Source organism: Pseudoalteromonas sp. NZS11 (assembly GCF_015864765.1).
In the GTDB taxonomy this organism is placed as follows: Bacteria; Pseudomonadota; Gammaproteobacteria; order Enterobacterales; family Alteromonadaceae; genus Pseudoalteromonas; species Pseudoalteromonas arctica.
Map to the genome: position 1 here is coordinate 392,894 of NZ_JADYWP010000004.1, position 15,166 is coordinate 408,059.

The window sequence follows — 15,166 nt, forward strand, 5'->3', positions numbered from 1 at the left end:
AAAACCTTGTCACTTTCGTGGCAAGGTTTTTTTATTAAAGAGTCGTTGCTTATTTAGCTGTGAAGCTTACTGGGCGACGTTCTTTACGAGGGCCAGTACGCTTATCACCGCGTTGGCTATCGTCTTTATCTTTACTAAAGGTGCGCTTTTTGTCACCAGCTGGACGCTCAGAGCGTTCTGCACGTGGCTCAGCAGGGCCTTGATCTTGTGTAATTGTTAAGCCCATAGGACGTTTACAAATAAACACTTTTTGGAAATGATCAAGTACATCTTTAGGCATGTTTTGCGGTAATTGAACCGTACTGTGATTGTCGTGTAAACGAATATCACCAATAAACTTGCTTGAGATGTCAGCTTCGTTAGCGATAGCGCCAACAATGTTCTTAACCTGAACACCATGTTCACGACCTACTTCGATACGGTAAGTATCCATAGGGCCTGCATCACGGCTGTTACGTTCGCGAGGTTTACGCTCAGCGCGTTCACCACCACGTTCGCCGCCACGTTCGTTACGACGTCCACGGTCACCACCGCGATCATTGCGGTCGTTACTACGTGGGTTGCGATCGTTACGCTCGTTACGTTCACGAGGTTGAATCTTAACTTCTTCAACTTTAATTGGAGACTGTTGCTGTGCTAAACACAGTAACGCACCCGCTAAGCTTTCAAGAGGAAGTTCAAGTTTTTCAGCCATGTTAGTAGCTATCTCGTTAAAGAATGTAATATCTTTGTTTTCAAGCGCAATAGTTAATTTTGCTTGTAACGCTTCAATACGTTTTTCTTCAACGATTTTTGCAGTTGGTAATTCAACTTGTGCAATTTCAGACTTCGTATGACGAATGATATTTTTAAGTAAATAACGTTCGTTATGTTTTACGAATAAAATTGCTTTACCAGTACGACCAGCACGACCTGTACGGCCGATACGGTGAACGTAGGCTTCAGAATCTTGTGGTATATCGTAGTTGATAACTAAGCTTAAGCGGTCAACATCTAGACCACGAGCAGCAACGTCTGTTGCAATAACAACATTTAGCATGCCGCTTTTTAAGCGTTCTACAGTGCGTTCACGTGCTTGCTGGTTCATATCACCATTAAGTGGAGCAGCAGAGAAACCTTCGCGCTCTAATAACTCAGCAAGTTGTACTGTATCGTTACGCGTACGTACGAAAACAATAGCACCTTCATACTGTTCAGCTTCTAAGAAGCGAACAATAGCTTTATTTTTATGTACGCTTGCATTCCAAAACACTTGCTCAACAGATGATACTGTAGAGTTACGCGCAGAAATATGAACCTGTTCAGGATTGTTCATATACTTGCTGCTGATGTTTTGAATTTGCTTAGGCATAGTCGCAGAGAAAAGACATGTTTGCTTTTCGCGCGGTGTTTTTTCCATGATGCTTTCTACATCATCGATAAAGCCCATACGTAACATTTCATCGGCTTCATCAAGTACAAGTGCTTGTAGAGCATCAAACTTGATAGTGCCACGGTTAATGTGATCGATTAAACGACCTGGAGTTGCAACAATAACCTGAGCGCCACGACGAAGTGCGCTTAATTGGATACTGTAGCTTTGGCCACCATATAGTGCCAATACTTCAATACCACGAACATGTTTAGCATATTGTTCGAATGCCTCAGCAACTTGGATCGCAAGCTCACGTGTTGGTGTGAGTACAAGGATCTGTGGCTGTTTCACAGACGGGTCAATATTATTTAGTAATGGCAGTGCAAATGCTGCGGTTTTACCTGTACCCGTTTGAGCTAGTCCCAGTACGTCCTTTCTTTCTAGCAATAACGGTATACATTGAGCTTGGATTTCAGATGGTGTCTTGTAACCCAACTCTTCAACTGCCTTCAAAATTGCAGGAGAAAGATTTAGAGATTCAAACGTGACTGGTTCTGACATTAATACGCCTCAACGAATTTAAAGAGGCGCGCATTATATAGGATTCGCGAGGCAAATGCTTGTATAAATTGAAACTAATTTGTATGTGTTTGATGTTGGTCGAAATTTAACCAGCTCAATATAGGGTTTATTAAACTGGTTAACATATTTAATACAAAGCTTATTTATACAAGCCTAGGTTTTCTTTTGCATAAGCTTCAAATTCTGTAAATCCACCAATGTGATTTTGGTCTACAAAAATTTGTGGAACAGTAGGGCAAGGCTTACCCGCTGACTTTTCAAGGTCGGCTTTACTAATGCCTTCTTTAATTATGTCGATGTAACGAAATTTAAAGTCATCACGTTCATTTGATAATTGCTCAGCAACATCTTTCGCACGAACACAAAATGGACAGCCTTCACGGCCAAAAATTACGGTTAACATAGCTTTCTCCTCAATTTGATTAATATCAGTTTAAATGAATGGAAAATTATTTAAAGAGAAAAAAATCGATTGCACCATTCTAATAAAAGCATAAATCATATTATGCATAGCAATATGATTTGCAAAATGCGAATGAAAAACCAGAGCCCTGTTTGTCTAATACTTAAGTCTATGAATGCAAGTGTGTTTACAAGAATTAATTTATGGCACATAACTTGATGATGTAGAGCTATACATTGGGTTAACGAGAATGCTTTATGAATATTAATAGTCACGTTTTAGAAATTATCCAAGGGGTAATAGGTAAATATTGTGAAACCCAAAGTCAAAAATTCTCTATTACCTTAATCAACAAGTTGCAATGTAACTACGTTTGTTTGCAAATGCCGCCAGAGCAAATGATTGCACAATGCGAGGCGTTTCTTACTCCGGCGCTAGCAGCAGTAAAGCAGTGCTTTTTACTTAACCTCGAAGCAAATATTCAGGGAGTTAGTATTCACTATCAGATTGATGATTCTGAACAAGTAAACACGTTGGATTTTCACGGGCTCTTAGCAACTAAAGAGTCTGTTAGTTTAGCGCTTGATGTTAGACAAAATGTAGACGTTTTAACTGATTGCGAAGCGTTACTCAAAAGCTGTTTAAAAATGTCAGCTAATACTCACGATCGTTTTGGTTTAAATTTTAAATTATTTAATAGCACGCTTAGAGAGTCTGCACAGCTAGAGGATTTACGCCATCTTAGTGGTAACGCATTAATTGATAAATTAAATAGTGACAGCTTAAATACACACATAAAGTTGTGCTCTATTAACGACATTTACGAGCTGAGCCAAGCTCATAAACTATCTAAAAAAATATTAGGCTGGCCATTTTTTGATACCGACTTAATTACTATTTTAACAACATTTCACACACAAACACGTTTATCGGTATTAGTAGCAGACGACAGCTTACCGAGCCAAATTGCTACAAAAGTAATGCTTGAAATGCTGGGCTGCTTAGTAACGTGTGCAGAAAATGGTGCCAGTGCATTAACGCTTGCTCAAAATGAACCATTTGACTTGCTACTTTTAGATGAGCGTATGCCAGGAATGTTTGGTAGCGATGTGGCGCAGCAATTAGTTAGGCAAAATACACCTAATAACAATACTCCTAAAGTTATTTTAACGGGGTTAACAGGCGATGAGCAAATAGCTGAGTTGTTTGATAAAGGAATTACTCACTATTTACAGAAGCCAGTGACAAAAGCGGTACTTGAGAAATTTATTAAACCTTGGCAGTTAGCCTCTTAAATTGATTAATAAGGAGAGAGTTATGGATGATTTCTCTAAGACAGCACCTATTTTAATTGGTTTTCAAAACAATTACTTTTTGCCAAAAGGCATTTTGTATGACGAGGTTGAAGAGTCATCAAGAATTACTGGCGTGGGGGAAAATACACTCTATTTATTGACCTTCTGCGCAGAGCAATTTGCTTTAGTTATTAATACACCCATTCACTTTACGCAAAACTATAGCGAGCTTAAAAATCCGATTGGTATATTAAAAGTCATTGCGGTGGGGGCATTTAAAGCAGGTTCGTACGGTGCTCAAACCATTAAGCAGCTAGACCTTTTTAGTAATATTATAGAGGTGGTATTTGGGAAAAGAAGTTTAAATGCTTTTACACATATAGGTTTAGCCGAAAACATCAAAAAACATGGGGCCACTAATATAATTTTAGCGGGTACTGTGTCTTCTATCTGTATTGATTCAACTGCGCGCACTGCTGTTGCACGTGGTTCTAATGCCACTATTTTAAGTGACTGCACACCGAGACGCACTTCTTTTGAACAAGCATTCTACCGTGAAAAGGTTTCCCTTCTTTATGCACGAGTTTGTGAGAGTAATACTTTTATAAAGTATTGGAGAGATCATGAATAATAATGATGAGCTACAAGTTCAAATCCAATATGCACTAGTTGAAAAACTTTCCAATAGTAATCGACGTCAAGCAAAGCTATTAGCTATTTTAGATGAGTGTATTTTTGAGTGTGATAAACATTTGAATTTTACTTATATTAATGAAGCTTGGGAGAAGAAGTTAGGTTACTCAACCGATTCATTAATTGGCTCCAATATTACTAAGTTAATGAATTGCGATGATATTATGCATTTTGTCGCATACAGCTGTTGTTTACTAGAAGGGAAGCAGGCTCCCAGTGTAGAAATACAAATTAAAAGCAGCATCGGGCTCATGAACTGGTTTGAGTTAAGGTTAGTTTATGATGAAAAAAGCGGCTTTATAGGCTCGTTCTATGACATTCAACGTCATAAAGATTCTCAATTATTGCTCACACAACAACAAAAATATGTAAAACGCTTATCGCTTGTTGCGAGCCATACAAATAACTTAGTAATAATTACAGATAAATTTGGCGTAATTGAGTGGGTTAACAATAGTTTTGAAGTACTTACAGGTTACACCTGTGATGAGGTTATAGGCACTAGCCCTGGTCAATTACTGCAAGGGCCAAAAACATGTGAAAAAAGCCGTAAGGTTATGTCTCATGCCGTAAAAAATGGACTTCCTTTTCAAGTTGAAACTACAAATTACGATAAAAACGGTAATATTTATTGGGTTGCTATTGATGCAAACCCAGTGCGAGATGATGAAGGTCAAGTAAAGCACTTTATCGCTATAGAAACTAATATCACGCAGCGAGTTAAAGCTGAACAAGCAATGGCAGAGATAGAATATAACTATCACTCTGTCGTAGATAATATTCCTGATATTGTTTTACGCCTTGATACATTTGGCAACCTATTATTTATAAATCAAGCATGGCAACGCGTCTTACACAGCAATGTAGATGAGAGCCTTGGCTTACCTATAATTAAGTTTATAGCAAAAGAAGATGTAGAAAAAATTAGTAGCACTTTGCTTGATTATAAACATGGTAAGCGTGATATACGTCGCTTTGATATACGTTTGATTAATGCACAAGGGATAAATAATTGGGTTGAAATGACACTTACTCCCATTGTGGGTGGCTACGAAAGCGATTTGTTATCTATTGCCGCAACACTTGTTGATATACAAGAACGTATTGAAAGCGAGCAAATATTGCTTGAAGCTAAACATCAGGCAGAAACATTAGCTGAGTCTAAAAGCCGATTTATGGCAAATATTAGCCATGAAATTCGCACGCCATTAAATGCCGTTATTGGCTCTGCAGATATTTTGCATCATACCGGTTTAACTTCTGAGCAAATGCGTTACACACAAATGATTAAAACAAGCTCTGATGCATTACTGAGTGTATTGGATGATGTATTAACGTATTCGCGTTTTGAAGCACAAGCTATAACACTCGATAATCAGCCATTTAGTATTGATACGTGTATTGAAGAAGCAATAGGTATAATTTCCCAAAGCGCTTTGCAAAAAGGGCTTGAGGTTGTTTTTGATTTTTATCCTGATGTCCCCGCTCAAGTAATTGGTGATCATGCACGTATAAGGCAAATAGCCATTAATTTATTAGCCAATGCGATTAAGTTTACTCAGCAAGGCGTAATAACGGTGACCGTTAGATGTACTTACATTGGAGCCAATAATTTAAATCTTCATTTATCAGTAAAAGACACTGGAATGGGAATCGCAAAAAATAAAATAGAAAGTATGTTTATGCCTTTTATTCAATCAGATAATTCAATTACCCGAAAACATGGTGGTAGTGGCTTAGGCCTTGCTATATGTAAGCAAATTTGTGATGTAGTAGGGGGAGATATTTCGGTTAACTCTGAGCTCAATAAAGGGAGTGAGTTTATCGTTAATTACCCGTTACAAATAGACACAACCGACTCAATATTGCGAGAGGGGTTTGCAGCACGAAGTAAAAAGCCAAGAGTATGGATTGTAGGACATAACCAAATTTTAAAAACCGCGTTGGAGCACACACTCACTCGGTTTTCTATCGCTTTTGAGCACTATGAAATATGCCCAGATATCCCTGAGTATGATAGTTTTCCTGATGCAATTGTATTAACTGATCCTCCAATGCTAGCCCAAACACGCGAGTGTATAAATACATATAACTCCCTTAATTCACCGTGTTTACTTATCTTAGACTTACTAGGTGAAAGCTTATTACCGCAAAATCTTAACGACAGAGAGCTTAGGTTAAATGGCCCTTTTAAAGTATCGCATGTACCGCGAGCAATTAGTTTATTGGAAGAGCAGTTATTTCATTTAGATATTATATTTACTAATCGTGAACAAAAAGAAGCCTTAGAAAGCTCTTCAGGGTTAACTCAGTTGAATGGGACCAATGTATTGGTTGCTGAAGATAATACTAATAATCAAATAGTAATAAGACAGTTTTTAGAGCAAAAAGGTTGTCGGGTATATGTTGCTAGCGATGGGCAGGAGGCAATAACCAAGGCTAAAAACAATAAACTTGATATTATTTTTATGGATATCCAGATGCCAATACTAGATGGGATCTCTGCAACTAAAGCAATCAGAAAGTTAGGTATAGTCACCCCTATAATAGCGCTCACAGCAAATGCAATTCATGGTGATAAAGAGCGATTTATTGAAGTGGGGATGAATGATTATTTAGCTAAACCAATTGTAAGTGAAACACTTTATTTATTGCTTGATAAATATGCACCAAAGCAGGCTATTGAATCTAAGCATTTAAAGCTTACTCGTTTAGTGCAAGTGTGGGAAAAGCTGAGCTGAGCAATGAAGGGCAATATAAAAAGTGGGTTTGTGTTGCATAAAACTTGATAAACGAAGAAATTAACCTAGTATTTTAGGAGTAAGTTAAATTTATTTTTTAGTATTTAATGAGTGTTTTTATTGTAGTTTTTCAATTTGATTCGCAAATTGCAATTCAAAATAAAAATACAACGTTACGAATTGTTTTTGGATTCTAAATTACATTTTTAATTTTTTTAATACTTTGATTTTGTTGTTTATTTTATCTTTCGTTTGTTTTTGTTTAGTTGGCACGGCTTTCGCAACATATTAAATATGAAATCAAGACAATTTAGTTAAATTTTTAAGAGGTGCAATATGCAAACAAATACAAAAGCCAAACAACAACCTAAAAGTAATAATTGGGTACTTACACCTGAAATCATGGTTTTGTCTATTTTGCTTGTAGCTACCTTAGTAATAGGTATTACAGTTCTGCGCGGTAGCGATTCTGTAGAGCCGTTAACGGACATACAGCCGATTACTTTTACACAAGCTGATGTTGAAAATGCACAGTCGATGAGTAATACGTTTGACTCGCAAAATACTAACTATGCACAACATGTAACAGCCCCTAAAAACGAAAATAACGACACTCTTTCAAACTAGAGACTTTTGCGCAGGTAACTATTTATTGTTGCCTGCGTTTTTTTTATGTTTCCTATCACCGTTTTAACTTTTTCTCCCTAGCTTTAAAATTACGTGTACGCTTTTTAATTCAAGCTGTGCGTAACTAAATTAGTTTTATCCAGCCTTTCTTTATACTCATCTTCAATTACTAATCCTTACTTTTAGCCAACAATTACTAACTGGTTTCTCTGTGCTGTTTGGGCTTGAGTAAGCTCTTATTTATTAATTTAGGTGCATTGCAAATTGAATTGCAAAATGCAAATAAAATAGAAAAATTTAAATACTCAAATAACTAAACTTAACCTTTTGAATTTGCTGTTTTTATTTTTGTTTTATTCACTTTCTAAATGGTCTGTAACTTGCTCTTGATTACATAAGTCACTAAGAGTGAAAATCGGAGCAAAACATGAATGCATTTAAGTACCTAGAAGCAGAAAGCCCAGTCAATCTCGCAAGATGGCATGAGTTAGAGAGAATCATGTCGGATGCAATGCAAAATAATTATTTTAAAATGGTTTATCAACCGCTTGTATCATTAGGAACGGGAAAGTTGGTCGGCTTTGAATCGCTAGTAAGGTGCCAATCACCCCGCTTTGGTATTGTAGGCCCTGATGAGTTTATCCCTCATGTAGAGCAATCGGGAATGATTTTAGAATTAGGTGACTGGATTTTTGAGCAATGTTTGTCTGATTTAAAACAGATGCGACATTTTGGTATGACAGATATTGCTGTTTCTTTAAATATTTCACCGGTACAAATTTTAGATGGTGATGTGTTTTCAAAAGTAATGGCTTTGCTAGAAAAGCACCAAATACCACCACAAGCCATTAAAGTTGAATTAACGGAAACAGCGCTAATTCATAGTCCTGATAAAATAGCTAAGGCGTTTGAAAACTTCCATAAAGAAGGCGTAAAGGTGTGGATTGATGATTTTGGCACTGGGTACGCGTCTTTAGGTCTACTTCGTCAATTTGATATCGATGGTTTAAAAATTGATCGCAGTTTTGTAAGTGGTATTGCAACTAATAACGAAGACTTTACGTTATGTAGCGCAATTATTGCGATGGCTCAACGATTGGGCTTACAAACTGTAGCAGAAGGCATTGAAGAGAATGAGCAATTACAAATATTAGAACAACTTGGTTGTGATATTGCTCAGGGGTACTTGCTCGATAAGCCGCAAACATTAACAAAAAGTATTGATACCTGGGCTCTGTAATTGTTTATATTCATTTTGATTTGCAAAATGCAAAAAACAAATTACTCTTAAACTACAATTCTTACATTTTATTAGTGTACGAAGCTTTAACTTACACAAAGGTTATCTATGCCTATATCAGAGCAGTTTATCGATAAAAGTATTACGGAGCTAAATGTTTTAATTCAACTTGAAAAGGATGTTGGAATAAGCGTTTTAGCTCGATTAGTAAACTTATTTATCGATGAATTAGTTACTATGGCTAACCAATTAGATACGGCAATTAATAATGCAGATATTATAAAAATTAGAGAAATAATGCATGTTTTGAAAAACTCGGCTGCCTTATATGGAGCCGCTCCTTTAGCTGCATTGGCAACACAGTTACACGATTCACCACCACCAACCACAGAAGAAAATTTGCACGCAGCGCTTGTTATTAAGCATAACTTGGATAAAACCAGAGATGCATATCAAATAATGAGTAAGAGTATAGCTATCTAGGAGAAAGCCGTGTCAGATATAATGGGTAAAGGCCTTGTTTATATTGTTGAAGATAGCATCGCAAGTGGTGCTTTGTACGCCAGTCAGCTAGAGCAAGTAGGTTTTGAATGTAAGCATTTCGCAGATGGATATTCTGCTTTGGTCGGTATTAAAGAAAAAATGCCTGCGGTGATAGTACAAGATGTATGCTTGCCTGATATAAGTGGGCTTGAAGTTTTACAATTTGTAAATAAACAAAAAAATCCTGCTAATGTAGTCATGATCACCTCAAATAGTTCTATTGATATTGCAGTGGAAGCTATGCGTTTAGGTGGCTTCGATTTTTTAGAAAAACCCTTCACAAGTCAGCGACTTATTAGCTCAGTAGAAAGTGCGTTAACACCCAAAGAGCAAGCTAAAGTACAACCTTTGGTTCAAAGCAGTGATAAAAGCCAAGATTTTGTTGGTGAATCTCTCGCAATGAAAACCGTTTTTAGATTGCTAGATAGCGCAGCTAGAAGCAAAGCATGCGTATTTATTACAGGTGAAAGTGGAACCGGTAAAGAAGTATGCGCACAAACCCTTCATGATTCGAGCCCTCGCAGCCAAGGCCCTTTTATTGCTATAAACTGTGCTGCGATCCCTGCTGAGTTATTTGAATCAGAATTTTTTGGGCATGTTAAAGGGGCATTTAGTGGCGCTTTAAGCGATCGTAAAGGCGCAGTTGAAGTGGCCAACGGCGGTACGTTATTTCTAGATGAACTATGTGAAATGGAGCTTAACTTACAAGCTAAGTTATTGCGCTTTTTACAAACCGGCATATTTAGCAAGGTTGGTAGCAGCGAGGTATTACACAGCGATGTTCGCTTGGTATGTGCAACCAACAGAAATCCAATAATAGAGGTAGCAGAGGGGCGCTTTAGAGAAGATTTATATTATCGTTTAAATGTTATCCCCGTAAAGCTCCCGCCTTTAAGGGAGCGCGGAAACGATATTTTACTGCTCGCTGAGTATATTTTAAAACAAAAAAGCGATAGCAACGCTAAACATTTTATTGGCTTTTCTGATGAAGTTAAGGCGCTTTTTTGTAATTACGATTGGCCAGGTAATATACGCGAACTGCAAAATGTAATTGAAAATACAGTCGTTATTAATGATGGCGATGTAATAGAAAGAGATATGCTACCAAATTCATTTGGTCTAGGCGCTGTAAAACACTCAAGCTCAGCTAAGTCAATTCACAATACAAACGATCAGAGTGTTCAATTATCTCCTATGTCGGTTCACGATATAGAACCATTATGGCAAGTTGAAAAAAGGGCTATTGAAAACGCAATCAAAAGCTGCGAAGACAACATTCCTCTTGCTGCTGCTTATTTAGGGGTAAGTGCATCTACCATTTATAGAAAAATAAAGGGATGGTCTTAAAGCTTTAATAGATTTTAATTGCAATTTTAGGTTGAATTAATAAAAGTTACCCTAAACTCTATGTGTGAGAGCAAAATTAATTTTTAATCTGAAATAGTAAAAGGAGATCGCAATGAGTAACACTAGTTTAAAACCTGCGGATATTATGCCATCACTAGTAGTGAGTGATGTTGATGAGAAAAAGGTAGATTTAGTTGATAGAATAAGTGACTCTCCGTGGAAAATGATTGTTGTTTATCGAGGCCAGCACTGCCCTAAATGTACTGCGCAACTCAACGAGCTTGCTAAAGTTCATAAAGACTTTAAAGAGGCTGGAGTTGAAGTGGTTGCAGTAAGTGGTGATAGCCATGAGCAGCTTAATAAACATCTTGAAAAAATAGATATTAACTTCCCAATTTACTATGGTTTAACAATCGAACAAATGACTGATTTAGGGCTACATATTAGCGAGCCTCGCAGTGGTGCAGAAACTGATCATCCATTTGCTGAACCAGGAATTTATGTGCTTAATGAAAAAAATCAGCTTCAAATGGTAGATATATCAAACAGCCCGTTTGTTCGTCCTGATTTAGAGCAACTGCTAGGTGGGATTAAGTTTTCAAGAGAAAACGACTATCCAATCCGGGGCACATTTATTAAATAGTATTCATTTTAAATGGTTTCAAAAAAGGCACTCTTCAGTGCCTTTTTTATTTATTTTTAATAAATTTACTTGAAAACAATTTTACCGTCCATATATAGTTAAGTAGGACGCCTGATGGGTCCTAAATTAAACTTAAACAATTGAAATTTATATTATTAATTAAACTTTGCTTGAGCTTGTTCAATAGAAAAGCACATGCAAAATATCGCTTAAATATGAGGATATTATTATGCGTACAGTAGACTTATCACCACTTTATCGTTCATTTATCGGCTTCGAACATTTAGCATCACTTATGGATGCGGCAGCTAATACAGACAAGCAGCCGAGTTTTCCTCCTTACAATATAGAAGCACTCGATAAAGACAAATACAGAATCACTATGGCCGTTGCCGGTTTTAGTGATAGTGAATTAACCATTGAGTCAGAAAACAACACATTAAAAGTTGCAGGTATTAAAGCTAATAAAGATGAAAATAATGAACGTAAGTTTATTCATCAAGGTATAGCAGAGCGTAACTTTGAACGTAAATTTCAGCTTGGAGACCATGTAAAAGTACTTGGTGCCGATTTAGCTAACGGCTTATTAAGCATAGAGTTACAGCGTGAAATTCCTGAAGCACTTAAACCACGTAAAATAGAAATTGGTAATAGTAATCTAATAGAAGGTAAATAGTCTTCTAAAGTACATATTCCCCTGATTATTTAGCCGCCTCATTTGAGGCGGTTTTTTTACTTAAAGCGCTTCTAAATTATTAAGGTAGTAGGTTGCTTGTTGCAGCGTTTGTTCTTGAAGTGTTTCATCTTGTTTATCCCAGTTTTTATATACCATACCAATACGTGGGTTCTTCTCTAGCCTGTCTCTGTGTCTATTCATGAAATGCCAATACAAGCTATTTAGCGGGCAAGCTTTATCTACTACTTTTTGTTTAACATCGTACTGACAGCTTTTGCAATAATCGCTCATTTTATTAATGTAGTTACCGCTTGCAGCATAAGGCTTTGTTGCAATTATTCCATCATCGGCAAACTGACTCATGCCTCGGGTGTTGGGCATTTCTACCCATTCTATGGCATCTATATAAACGCCTAAGTACCAGTTGTCTACGTCATCAGGGTTTATTCCTGTGAGCATGCAAAAGTTCCCAATAACCATTAGGCGCTGAATATGATGAGCATAAGCGGTTTCAAGGCTTTGCTTGAGTGAGTGGCTTAGACAATTCATTTTTGTAGAGCTGTTCCAAAAATAAGATGGCAGTTTATTTTTGGCTTGTAATTGATTTTTAACTGCGTAGTCGGGCATGTTAATCCAATAAATGGCACGTACATACTCTCTCCAGCCTAATATTTGCCTAGTAAAGCCCTCTACTTGCGAGAGGGATATTTCATTGGGTCTTTGTTCGTATTCGCTTATTACACGTTTGATTACATATAACGGGTGGAGTATTTTTGCGTTTAGGGCAAACGATAAACGGCTATGGTACAGGCTGGTATTGTTTTTACTTTGATCTGTCATCGCATCTTGAAAGTGACCAAAGCGACTAAGTAAGTGCTCACAAAAGTATTCAAGAGATTCAATCGCTTGTTTACGCGTTGTTGGCCACTCCAGTGAATGTTCATTTATTTCACCCAAATAAGCGACGTTGTGTTTATTTAAACGAGAAATAATGCTGCTAACATCAGTATTGAATAACTTAGGCTCTGGGATGTCGGCTAAGTCTTTTTTAGAAAATTTATTACGATTATTACTATCAAAATTCCATTTGCCACCAGTTGGCTTTGCATCATCAATTAATATATTAAATTGCTTACGCATAGCACGATAAAAGTGCTCCATTGTTACATGTTTGTTTTTTGTAAAGCGTGTTTTTATATCGGTGAACGGTAATAAAAAGTGTTCAGTATCTGTAGCAATTACATTTAATGAGCTATCACTCTTAAACTTAGCTAATTGAGATTTTAGCCTAAACTCGTCAGGGTATTGATATTCAATAGAGTCGCATTGGTATTTATCGGCAACTCGCTTGAGTAATTCAATCAAGTCCTTGTCGTCATCGGTATCATCAAGTGTTAAATGTAAAACATTAAAACCTGCCGTGTTTAATGCAGTTGCAAAGTTTTCCATAGCATTAAAAAAAGCACACAGTTTTTGAATGTGATGTTTAACGTAGTCAGTTTCTTGTTTTAGTTCTGCGATGAGGTAAAGCGTGTCGTCGTCTTTTTGCTTGTACCATGAATGAGATGGGTTTAGCTGATCGCCTAGTATTAGTCTGAGTGTTTTGTGATGGGTCATAGTAAAGCCAAATTTTTTTATACGGACGTATTTAATTAAAGGATCGTTTTACTATTTAACTACGAGTGAATAGAGCAAAAAGGCTTAACCGATTATCAAGGCAATAAAGGCGTGTTGGATCATGGTGTGCAAATGAGTTTAATTAATGGGGAGGTTAAGTAAGTTAAATTGCCACCCCTAAAATTTTATATTTAAATTTTATTACTTTGCTTTTGCTGCATTTTTTGTTGTAACGAAACCACATTAGATACATTAAATAGAATATTGCTGGCAAAGTTTTCAAAATATTTAAGGGCTTTTTTCCAAGCGAGCTGGCTCTCAGGAGTAAAGTGTTTACCAAGGTGCTCTTTAAGGGTTTCGTAAAACGCATCAGATAATAGTGCAATGTCACTTTGCGAAACACTGCTTTTTTTTAGGTACATTAAATGATGTGCTAAAAAAGGAGCTACCGATGCTGGCTTATCTAAATGTTTAACAATTCGTTCTAACACACAAAAAAGGGTAAAACTCTTTTCGTTAAATTGTAAGGCTGTTGGGTAATTCATTTCAATGCTAGATTCAGCCAATTTACTGTGAAATCGAGCCGTGAATGCATGAAAATTTGGCTTAATAATTGTTAAGTTATTTAACAATGCTGATTGTTGTTGGTTCATTTTTATCTCGCTGCAGTGAGTAATAACTATTATTATTAAGTGGCATAAAATTGATTATAGCGGGCAGATAAAATTCTGCACGTTTTTTTAGTGTTAAAGTATGGGTTTTAGTTATATCAATTTATTTTCTAGTAAATTGTAAGCATCTAGAAGGTACTAAGGTAGCTCAAATTTAGTTTGTTTGATTTTCACTCAAAAATAATAAGCTGTAATATTTAATAATTTAGAGACAGCATTTTATAAAATTGATTGATTACTTATGTTACTTATATATACATTAAATTAGCATCTTGACGAATTGGAAATTTTACAAACTAATTGCGTATTATAGTTGCTAATCATCCCGTACATCCTTATAATAGTGGCCATTGTTTAGCATGTTGTAAAACAGCTAACAGCGATATTAAATTTAAAGTTTGATATCTATTGGCGCGGGATGGAGCAGTCTGGTAGCTCGTCGGGCTCATAACCCGAAGGTCGTCGGTTCAAATCCGGCTCCCGCAACCAATTCTACTAGTAGGTATTACCTTACTAATTTATATCGCGCATTCTAAGTAATGCGCGTTTTGCGTTTTAGACTATGTAGTTTAATTAGGTCAGTTTACTGACTCGCAACCAAGCTTGGCCCTAGGCCACACAGTTTTATGCTTTATTGGTGTGACGCCCCGCTTGGTTCGGGGCGTTGTTGTATCTGCACCTTGCGATTTGTGGCAATTGTCATCAAATTAAAACTTAAACTCAGTATTTTAGGG

13 protein-coding genes and 1 tRNA gene are annotated in these 15,166 nt (G+C 36.7%); 10 read left to right on the forward strand and 4 right to left on the reverse strand.

Translation table 11 applies throughout. The features are described 5' to 3' along the window. Positions 1-49 precede the first annotated feature (49 nt). Both I6E82_RS11335 and I6E82_RS11340 read right to left on the reverse strand, forming a co-directional pair. Complete coding sequence (locus I6E82_RS11335; RefSeq protein WP_007585469.1) at positions 50-1,915, reverse strand: DEAD/DEAH box helicase; 1,866 nt, start codon at positions 1,913-1,915, stop codon at positions 50-52. Between the two features lie 160 nt (positions 1,916-2,075). Beyond that, on the reverse strand, positions 2,076-2,339 hold the full coding sequence (locus tag I6E82_RS11340; protein WP_007585470.1) for a GrxA family glutaredoxin: 264 nt from the start codon (positions 2,337-2,339) through the stop codon (positions 2,076-2,078). Positions 2,340-2,596: 257 nt separating this feature from the next. Here I6E82_RS11340 and I6E82_RS11345 point away from each other — a divergent pair, with 257 nt between their 5' ends. The 9 genes from I6E82_RS11345 (at position 2,597) to I6E82_RS11385 (ending at position 12,144) form a co-directional block, all read left to right on the forward strand. Next, positions 2,597-3,634 (forward strand): response regulator, encoded by a 1,038-nt coding sequence (locus I6E82_RS11345; RefSeq protein ID WP_165721375.1) that lies wholly within the window; start codon positions 2,597-2,599, stop codon positions 3,632-3,634. 22 nt (positions 3,635-3,656) lie between these two features. Beyond that, the gene (locus tag I6E82_RS11350; protein ID WP_197117952.1) at positions 3,657-4,265 is read left to right on the forward strand and encodes a cysteine hydrolase family protein; all 609 of its coding nucleotides are present in this window, start codon (positions 3,657-3,659) and stop codon (positions 4,263-4,265) included. After that, a complete protein-coding gene (locus tag I6E82_RS11355; RefSeq protein WP_197117954.1) occupies positions 4,258-7,068 on the forward strand; it encodes a PAS domain-containing hybrid sensor histidine kinase/response regulator in 2,811 nt (936 codons plus the stop codon). Before I6E82_RS11350 ends, I6E82_RS11355 begins: the two co-directional genes overlap by 8 nt. A 336-nt stretch (positions 7,069-7,404) precedes the next feature. After that, positions 7,405-7,695 (forward strand): hypothetical protein, encoded by a 291-nt coding sequence (locus I6E82_RS11360; RefSeq protein ID WP_007585474.1) that lies wholly within the window; start codon positions 7,405-7,407, stop codon positions 7,693-7,695. A 427-nt stretch (positions 7,696-8,122) separates the two neighbouring features. Then, positions 8,123-8,935: a putative bifunctional diguanylate cyclase/phosphodiesterase gene (locus tag I6E82_RS11365; protein ID WP_139016253.1), complete on the forward strand. Its 813-nt coding sequence runs from the start codon at positions 8,123-8,125 to the stop codon at positions 8,933-8,935. Positions 8,936-9,043: 108 nt separating this feature from the next. Next, positions 9,044-9,418, forward strand: coding sequence for an Hpt domain-containing protein (locus tag I6E82_RS11370; RefSeq protein WP_101216632.1), 375 nt, complete (start codon positions 9,044-9,046; stop codon positions 9,416-9,418). 9 nt (positions 9,419-9,427) lie between these two features. Beyond that, positions 9,428-10,825 (forward strand): sigma-54-dependent transcriptional regulator, encoded by a 1,398-nt coding sequence (locus I6E82_RS11375; protein ID WP_197101590.1) that lies wholly within the window; start codon positions 9,428-9,430, stop codon positions 10,823-10,825. Positions 10,826-10,937: 112 nt separating this feature from the next. Further along, positions 10,938-11,468: a peroxiredoxin-like family protein gene (locus I6E82_RS11380; protein ID WP_007585494.1), complete on the forward strand. Its 531-nt coding sequence runs from the start codon at positions 10,938-10,940 to the stop codon at positions 11,466-11,468. A 229-nt stretch (positions 11,469-11,697) separates the two neighbouring features. Next, the gene (locus tag I6E82_RS11385) at positions 11,698-12,144 is read left to right on the forward strand and encodes an Hsp20 family protein (protein WP_007585496.1); all 447 of its coding nucleotides are present in this window, start codon (positions 11,698-11,700) and stop codon (positions 12,142-12,144) included. A 60-nt stretch (positions 12,145-12,204) separates the two neighbouring features. Here the strand turns inward: I6E82_RS11385 and I6E82_RS11390 are convergent, their stop codons facing one another. Together I6E82_RS11390 and I6E82_RS11395 are read right to left on the reverse strand one after the other, a co-directional pair. Then, complete coding sequence (locus I6E82_RS11390) at positions 12,205-13,761, reverse strand: cryptochrome/photolyase family protein (protein WP_197117956.1); 1,557 nt, start codon at positions 13,759-13,761, stop codon at positions 12,205-12,207. Between the two features lie 191 nt (positions 13,762-13,952). Then, the gene (locus I6E82_RS11395; RefSeq protein WP_007585499.1) at positions 13,953-14,414 is read right to left on the reverse strand and encodes a globin domain-containing protein; all 462 of its coding nucleotides are present in this window, start codon (positions 14,412-14,414) and stop codon (positions 13,953-13,955) included. 430 nt (positions 14,415-14,844) lie between these two features. Between I6E82_RS11395 and I6E82_RS11400 the strand changes: the two genes are divergently transcribed. Beyond that, positions 14,845-14,921: transfer RNA gene (locus I6E82_RS11400), tRNA-Met, on the forward strand. The last annotated feature ends 245 nt before the right edge of the window (positions 14,922-15,166 follow it).

Excerpts from the sequence above, each read along its gene's own strand:
- I6E82_RS11335 (WP_007585469.1), bottom strand. The coding sequence starts at position 1,915 with ATGTCAGAACCAGTCACGTTTGAATCTCTAAATCTTTCTCCTGCAATT.
- I6E82_RS11340 (WP_007585470.1), bottom strand. The coding sequence starts at position 2,339 with ATGTTAACCGTAATTTTTGGCCGTGAAGGCTGTCCATTTTGTGTTCGT.
- I6E82_RS11345 (WP_165721375.1), top strand. The coding sequence starts at position 2,597 with ATGAATATTAATAGTCACGTTTTAGAAATTATCCAAGGGGTAATAGGT.
- I6E82_RS11350 (WP_197117952.1), top strand. The coding sequence starts at position 3,657 with ATGGATGATTTCTCTAAGACAGCACCTATTTTAATTGGTTTTCAAAAC.
- I6E82_RS11355 (WP_197117954.1), top strand. The coding sequence starts at position 4,258 with ATGAATAATAATGATGAGCTACAAGTTCAAATCCAATATGCACTAGTT.
- I6E82_RS11360 (WP_007585474.1), top strand. The coding sequence starts at position 7,405 with ATGCAAACAAATACAAAAGCCAAACAACAACCTAAAAGTAATAATTGG.
- I6E82_RS11365 (WP_139016253.1), top strand. The coding sequence starts at position 8,123 with ATGAATGCATTTAAGTACCTAGAAGCAGAAAGCCCAGTCAATCTCGCA.
- I6E82_RS11370 (WP_101216632.1), top strand. The coding sequence starts at position 9,044 with ATGCCTATATCAGAGCAGTTTATCGATAAAAGTATTACGGAGCTAAAT.
- I6E82_RS11380 (WP_007585494.1), top strand. The coding sequence starts at position 10,938 with ATGAGTAACACTAGTTTAAAACCTGCGGATATTATGCCATCACTAGTA.
- I6E82_RS11385 (WP_007585496.1), top strand. The coding sequence starts at position 11,698 with ATGCGTACAGTAGACTTATCACCACTTTATCGTTCATTTATCGGCTTC.
- I6E82_RS11390 (WP_197117956.1), bottom strand. The coding sequence starts at position 13,761 with ATGACCCATCACAAAACACTCAGACTAATACTAGGCGATCAGCTAAAC.
- I6E82_RS11395 (WP_007585499.1), bottom strand. The coding sequence starts at position 14,414 with ATGAACCAACAACAATCAGCATTGTTAAATAACTTAACAATTATTAAG.